Below are 5,555 nucleotides of genomic sequence, written 5' to 3'. Positions count from 1 at the left end.
TGATAAATAGGTCCTAAACATAACACAACATCAAAAGTATTTGTGTCAAACTGTGATAAGTCCCTTGCATCACCAAGATTTATATCTATATTTCCTGATTCAATTGTTTTAGATTTTTCTCTCATTATTTCAATATTTTTTTGTACAATATCTAATGCTGTAATTGTATGCCCTTTATTAAGATAATAAAATGAATATCTTCCAGTTCCTCCACCAACTTCTAATATTCTCGCATCTTTTTTTATCTTATCATCCAGTACATGGATTGTTGAAATAAATTCGATCTTATGAGAATTATCTTTGATTAATCTTGATTCCTCATCATATCCTTCATAGTACTTTGCGATTTTTCCCAAGACAAAAACTCCTCCTTACTCTAAGTAAAGCATTTCATATAACGTACCAGAGATTTAAGAGATTCATGAGGCTTAGGGCGACTGCTCTTGCCGAATGAATTTGGGTGCAGCGACAGCGTAACCTTAAACCCCATGTTAGCTACGGAAACTTCCGTTAAACTTATTTTGAACTAATCTTATCATATGCCTTCTTATCAATCTCATATAATACATGTAACCTTAATGGATTATCCGCTTCTATGCTTGGATGAAAAAAACTACCTTGCTCTTTTAATCCAATTTTCTTCATTACATTAATAGATGGTTTATTCAACTGTGAAGTAAATGAATATATTTTATTCAGTCCTAACACTTTAAATCCATACTCTAAACACTTTATTGCACCTTCCGTAGCATATCCCTTATTCCAAAATCTATCATCTAATCTCCAACCAATTTCAATACATGGGGTGAAATCTGCTTCAAAAGTAGCTGTATAAAAGCCTATAAATCCAATAAATTTATTTGTTACTTTAAGCTCAACAGCCCATAAACCATACCCATGCTCTTCAAAATGATTCATAATCTTTTCAATAAACTTATCAGATTCTTCTTTACTCAAAACATTAGGAAAATATTGCATTACATTATTATCTGCATTCATTCTGGAAAATAGCATACTATCTTCAGCATTCCAAAGTCTAAAACCTAATCTATCTGATTCGAATTGATATGTTGTTTTATACATAAGTCCCTCCAATCATCATATAAGTATATACTTAACTGTCTAGCACAGTAATTTATTTCAGCTAACACCCTCGTGTTTGCGCCGCCTTCGAACTAGACCCTAAAGGAATACCCCTTAGTGGTGTACATCCCATCAAAGCCTGTCCCCAGTGCACTTTTATGCAAATATATTGTTATGCTACGTACAACCCTGTACACAACTGAATGACGGATTCAGAAATTGTATACAATTTTTAAAGATAATAGAGCACAACTTACTATGCTCATAATTTCTGAATACGAACTTTTTTAGTTTTATAGTCATATTTCCAACCGTCGTATTCATAATTGTCAGGTATTCGTACATAACAACCGATTCTCTCGTTACGATTGCGGCAAATAATTCCAGATATATTTTTATTGTCGATATTGCCCTCTGCAACAATAATGTTTTCGCTATCAACAGATAATAAGATTCCAATATGATCATACCATGGTGTGTTTTCAGGCTTGTTTTCTGGAGGAATGATGTTGTTATAAATGATTATATCGCCTCTTGACGGCGTAAATCCATCCTTTTCATGTAAGCAAAATTCATTCTTCTTGCCCCATTCTAGCCAAGCTTCGACGCAGGCAAATCTAGTGTTTGCCATGGGTTTGTACCTGATAGGAATATCTAGTCCTGCCAGTATAGCACAATGATAGACAAAAGCTGCACACCATGCATATATCAATTCATCAAAAGCTGTTATTTCTGGATAATACTTAATAATTTTCATAAAATCATTATCAGACTGTTCACCACAAATTTTCTTTTTGGCAAGTTTTTCAGCAACATCACCAAGTAAATCACGCTTAAAGCCACTTTCCTTTTGTTTCTTTTTAATATCTATGGGAACTTCTTCACTAAATGGAAGCCCTAACTCCTTTAGCAGATTAATTAATCTTCTGCTTAAAAAATTATCTCTTGTTATATTGTAAAGCCAATGTTGAAATACATCTGCATCTTTTAAGATTTCATCATATTCATCATGGACATGCTCTTTATCAGAATGATGAAATATAGCCGACCTTATAATAATCTGTTCATCATCCGTAAATATATCTTTCAGTTCATTCTTAAAAGCAACTCTTATCATTTCGGCTCCGTTGATAGAATGGAGACAACATACACCTGTTTTATATGAATAGATGTCATGCAATAATCCAGAAATATAGGAAATCTCAGGATTTTTACCTCGTTTAATAGCAATTAAACAACAGCATTCTGCAACACCATAAGTATGAATTAAAGCAACCCTATAATTTTGAATATTTGATATACTTTCTAAAATTTTATTCACATAGAATTGTACAGTATTGATTCTATTCACTAAATCACCTCTAATTTCATTGCTGGAAACCTAGACACAAAGAGCGATATGTCACATAACGCTTCGATACTACAAAGCATTTCTTCGATGTCTCTAACCCTCTGTCAGCTAATGGCTATTTCTTATGCATTGTCAGGCTATCCAAATCTATTATTATACCTGCATTTATTAGAAAATCTAATCCTAATAGCCCATTCACTCTTTCATTAGGATCAATTTCTCCAAAATCTATTTTCATATTTTCTAGATATAGTTCTTTGCATTCTATTTTATCAATTCTTTTTCTAACTGAATAACATTCTTTACCTCCATATCCTGTAGCCTTTACAATTTGGTCTTCGTCTCTTAATTCAACATCCATTTCCTCTAAAAAATCTGGAATTATAATAGTATGATATGCTCCAGTATCTACAATTACATCTTTAACATGAACTTTTTTACCCTCATGAAACAGCTGTATAGAAGTATATAATAATCCATTCTTAATTTCTAACTTAATCATAATCAACTTTTCCTTCTTATCCCTACATTTTTTACTACTTCTATTACAAATTCTTTATTTGAAGTACTATAAACTACTTGCTTACCCTTACATTTTAAAAACTCTTTCATAGCCTTCTTACCATCAGAAATTACTTTTATCAAGGCAACTTCATCTACATATTCTTTTCCATTATTGACATGGGATTCTAGTATTTCTAATTTCACAAATTTATTAGGGTACATCTCTCTAATCTCTTTCCATTTCAATCTGATATCCCCTTTCTATTATCCTTCTTTTCTATAATTATACCATTTTTGCTTGATACAAATACTGATTTTGCTATCAGCTAACGTTCCGAGTGTTCCCGACATTCGCCAGATCCTACAAATACGGCCCCAGACTGCTAATGGGTGTTGAAATACTTTGTTATATGACGTGCCCTATAGAAACTCGCCGTTATACTAATCATGGCTCAAATACCTTAATATCACCAAACTTTTCTTCTTTATTACTATCTATAAGAATTGCAGATCGTTCCGAAATTCCTATAACTTTTTGATTAAAATTTCTTGAGAGGTTTTGAAGCCTTTCATCTTTATCTACTGAGTAATGAGGACATACTAAATAATCAACTAGTCTCAATCCTTCAGTATTTTTCAGTCCTATAATATTTTCGTCATTAGATGAACTAATATCTTGCCCTAATATAACTGCACCTGCACTATTTCCGATTATTATCTTTTCGCTTACTACTTGAGTAATAAAATTAGAAAAGCCTGATTTTCTCACTACATCTAATAACTTGTAAGTATTTCCACTAGCAATATAAATTACGCTACATTTATTTGATTTTCTCAGTTAATTCCAAAATAATTCCTTCTGGCCCACGAACGTAGCATAATTTATAAGCGTTTTCATAGTTATGTATCTCACCAATAAGTCCTAAGCCTTTCTTTTTTAATTTGGTTACAATGGCTTCAATATCTTCAACAGCAAAGGAAATATGACGATTTTATATGTTTCAAAATTAATTTGAAATCATTTTTTTACAATCCAAAATCTACACTCACCTGAAAATTTTTTCACCTTATCATTTTCAATAAATAAATCACTTCTATAAAAATCTTCTACAAGTTTAAATCCTGCTTGATCTAGACTCTCTAATACTTCTCTTCTACTAGGAATGTGAATGTATATTTCCCTTTTTTCATTTTTAGACGTAGTTATTCTATCGCCATATTCATGTAAGCGCTCATCTTGTAATTCTTTTCCCCATTTTTCTTTTTCCTTATCCCAGAACTCAAAAAATATTTTTTCCTTATTTCTATCATGTGTTGTAAAGACAAATATGCCATTATTTCTTAAGACCCTTCTAATTTCCTTTAGAGCTTTTATTCTGTTTGTTTTGTGAGGAATTTGCATTATTCCATTAAAAGAAAATAACGCATAATCAAATGAATTATTATCAAAATCTAAACTAGTTGCCTCACCTTGTATAAATTCTATTTTATATTTCTTAATTTTATTGATTTGTTTTGCAGCAGATATCATATCTTTAGATAAGTCTAAACCAATTATATTTGTATATCCTTTCTCATATAATCCAAATGTTGTTCTACCCGCTCCACAGCCAACATCTAAAATGTTTTTATCTTTTTCAAAATATTTTTTAAACACATATTCTTCAGATTCCCATATCCCTATCTCATTTGTAGCATTACTATAATTAGAAATTGCTCCCTCATATGATTTGTCAATAAACTCTATATTAATTTTATTCAAATATCTCCCCTCCACATTGCTTAATAAACAATTTTTTTTTGCTATTTCACCTAATGTCTCTCATGTTATCGATGCACTATATTTTTATAGGATATCTACAACACAGCGTTAGACGATGCTATTACCTCAAATCCATAATTACTTTTTATTATAGCTCTCTACTATTCCATTTGCTTCTTTTATTAATGTTCCTACTTCTTTTGGACTGTGTGCATCTGAAGCTGTAACTAACTCCACGTTAAAGTTCTTTAATTCTTCTAAAAATTCTTCATTTATGCCTAGTTCCTCATGTTTATATCTATAATATAATCCTGTATTAAACTCAGCTTTCATGCCTTTCTCTTTCAGTCTTCTAGCTACTTCCTTATAAAGCATATTCATACTTTTTACTGACCTAGTTTCACTTAGACTTTTTTATCTATAGTCCTAACGGACTATTATCAATAACTTAAGGCTGGCAGCTCAACCTATAAAAATTAAATTATGAAATTTTCTTTATGCCGAAACTTGAAAATATTCTTGAGCCTTCGGCTTTTCTTATTCTTTCTATTTCTTTATTATGTAACTCCAAAAAACTATCAAAAGTTTCAAAACACTTGTTTCTATCAGTTGTTTTTAAATTTTTCTTACTATTCATTATTAAAAAAGTACTATATAAATCTCTTTGCACTTTATTATTATTTACATTTTTCCATCTGGTAGATAAGGATACTTTTTTACCATCACCAAACATTACCTTTTCTAATGAAATCCAAGCTCTTGAAGCTATTTTTTGAGCTGTTAACTTAATTCCAGTAAGATGTTTAGTTTTATTTTTAAGAGGATTTATATCCTCTAATTTTTTTATCTTGGATT

8 protein-coding genes and 1 pseudogene are annotated in these 5,555 nt (G+C 30.8%); all 9 read right to left on the bottom strand.

Translation table 11 applies throughout. The features are described from left to right. A partial coding sequence (locus tag GOQ29_RS05740; RefSeq protein ID WP_203371689.1) for a class I SAM-dependent methyltransferase occupies positions 1-356 on the bottom strand: 356 nt, incomplete at its 3' end. 160 nt (positions 357-516) lie between these two features. Continuing rightward, positions 517-1,083 carry a GNAT family N-acetyltransferase gene (locus tag GOQ29_RS05735; RefSeq protein WP_203371688.1) on the bottom strand — a complete coding sequence of 189 codons (567 nt, stop codon included), beginning with the start codon at positions 1,081-1,083 and terminating at the stop codon, positions 517-519. A 262-nt stretch (positions 1,084-1,345) separates the two neighbouring features. After that, positions 1,346-2,434, bottom strand: a complete 1,089-nt coding sequence (locus tag GOQ29_RS14985; RefSeq protein WP_203371687.1) for an HD domain-containing protein — start codon at positions 2,432-2,434, stop codon at positions 1,346-1,348. Positions 2,435-2,549: 115 nt separating this feature from the next. Then, positions 2,550-2,936: a retropepsin-like aspartic protease gene (locus tag GOQ29_RS05725; protein ID WP_203371686.1), complete on the bottom strand. Its 387-nt coding sequence runs from the start codon at positions 2,934-2,936 to the stop codon at positions 2,550-2,552. A gap of 2 nt (positions 2,937-2,938) precedes the next feature. Further along, positions 2,939-3,184 (bottom strand): hypothetical protein, encoded by a 246-nt coding sequence (locus tag GOQ29_RS05720; RefSeq protein WP_203371685.1) that lies wholly within the window; start codon positions 3,182-3,184, stop codon positions 2,939-2,941. Positions 3,185-3,383: 199 nt separating this feature from the next. Beyond that, on the bottom strand, positions 3,384-3,749 hold the full coding sequence (locus GOQ29_RS05715) for a Type 1 glutamine amidotransferase-like domain-containing protein (RefSeq protein WP_350445979.1): 366 nt from the start codon (positions 3,747-3,749) through the stop codon (positions 3,384-3,386). A 207-nt stretch (positions 3,750-3,956) separates the two neighbouring features. Further along, positions 3,957-4,700, bottom strand: a complete 744-nt coding sequence (locus tag GOQ29_RS05710; RefSeq protein ID WP_203371684.1) for a class I SAM-dependent methyltransferase — start codon at positions 4,698-4,700, stop codon at positions 3,957-3,959. 138 nt (positions 4,701-4,838) lie between these two features. Then, on the bottom strand, positions 4,839-5,081 hold the full coding sequence (locus GOQ29_RS05705; RefSeq protein WP_203371683.1) for a PHP domain-containing protein: 243 nt from the start codon (positions 5,079-5,081) through the stop codon (positions 4,839-4,841). 100 nt (positions 5,082-5,181) lie between these two features. After that, positions 5,182-5,555, bottom strand: a pseudogene (locus GOQ29_RS05700) (hypothetical protein); the annotation flags it as partial.

It is taken from the genome of Anaeromonas gelatinilytica, from assembly GCF_016820635.1.
In the GTDB taxonomy this organism is placed as follows: Bacteria; Bacillota; Clostridia; order Tissierellales; family SIT17; genus Anaeromonas; species Anaeromonas gelatinilytica.
The sequence above is the reverse complement of the archived record's forward strand: the minus strand, read 5'-3'. Positions and strand labels throughout refer to the sequence as shown.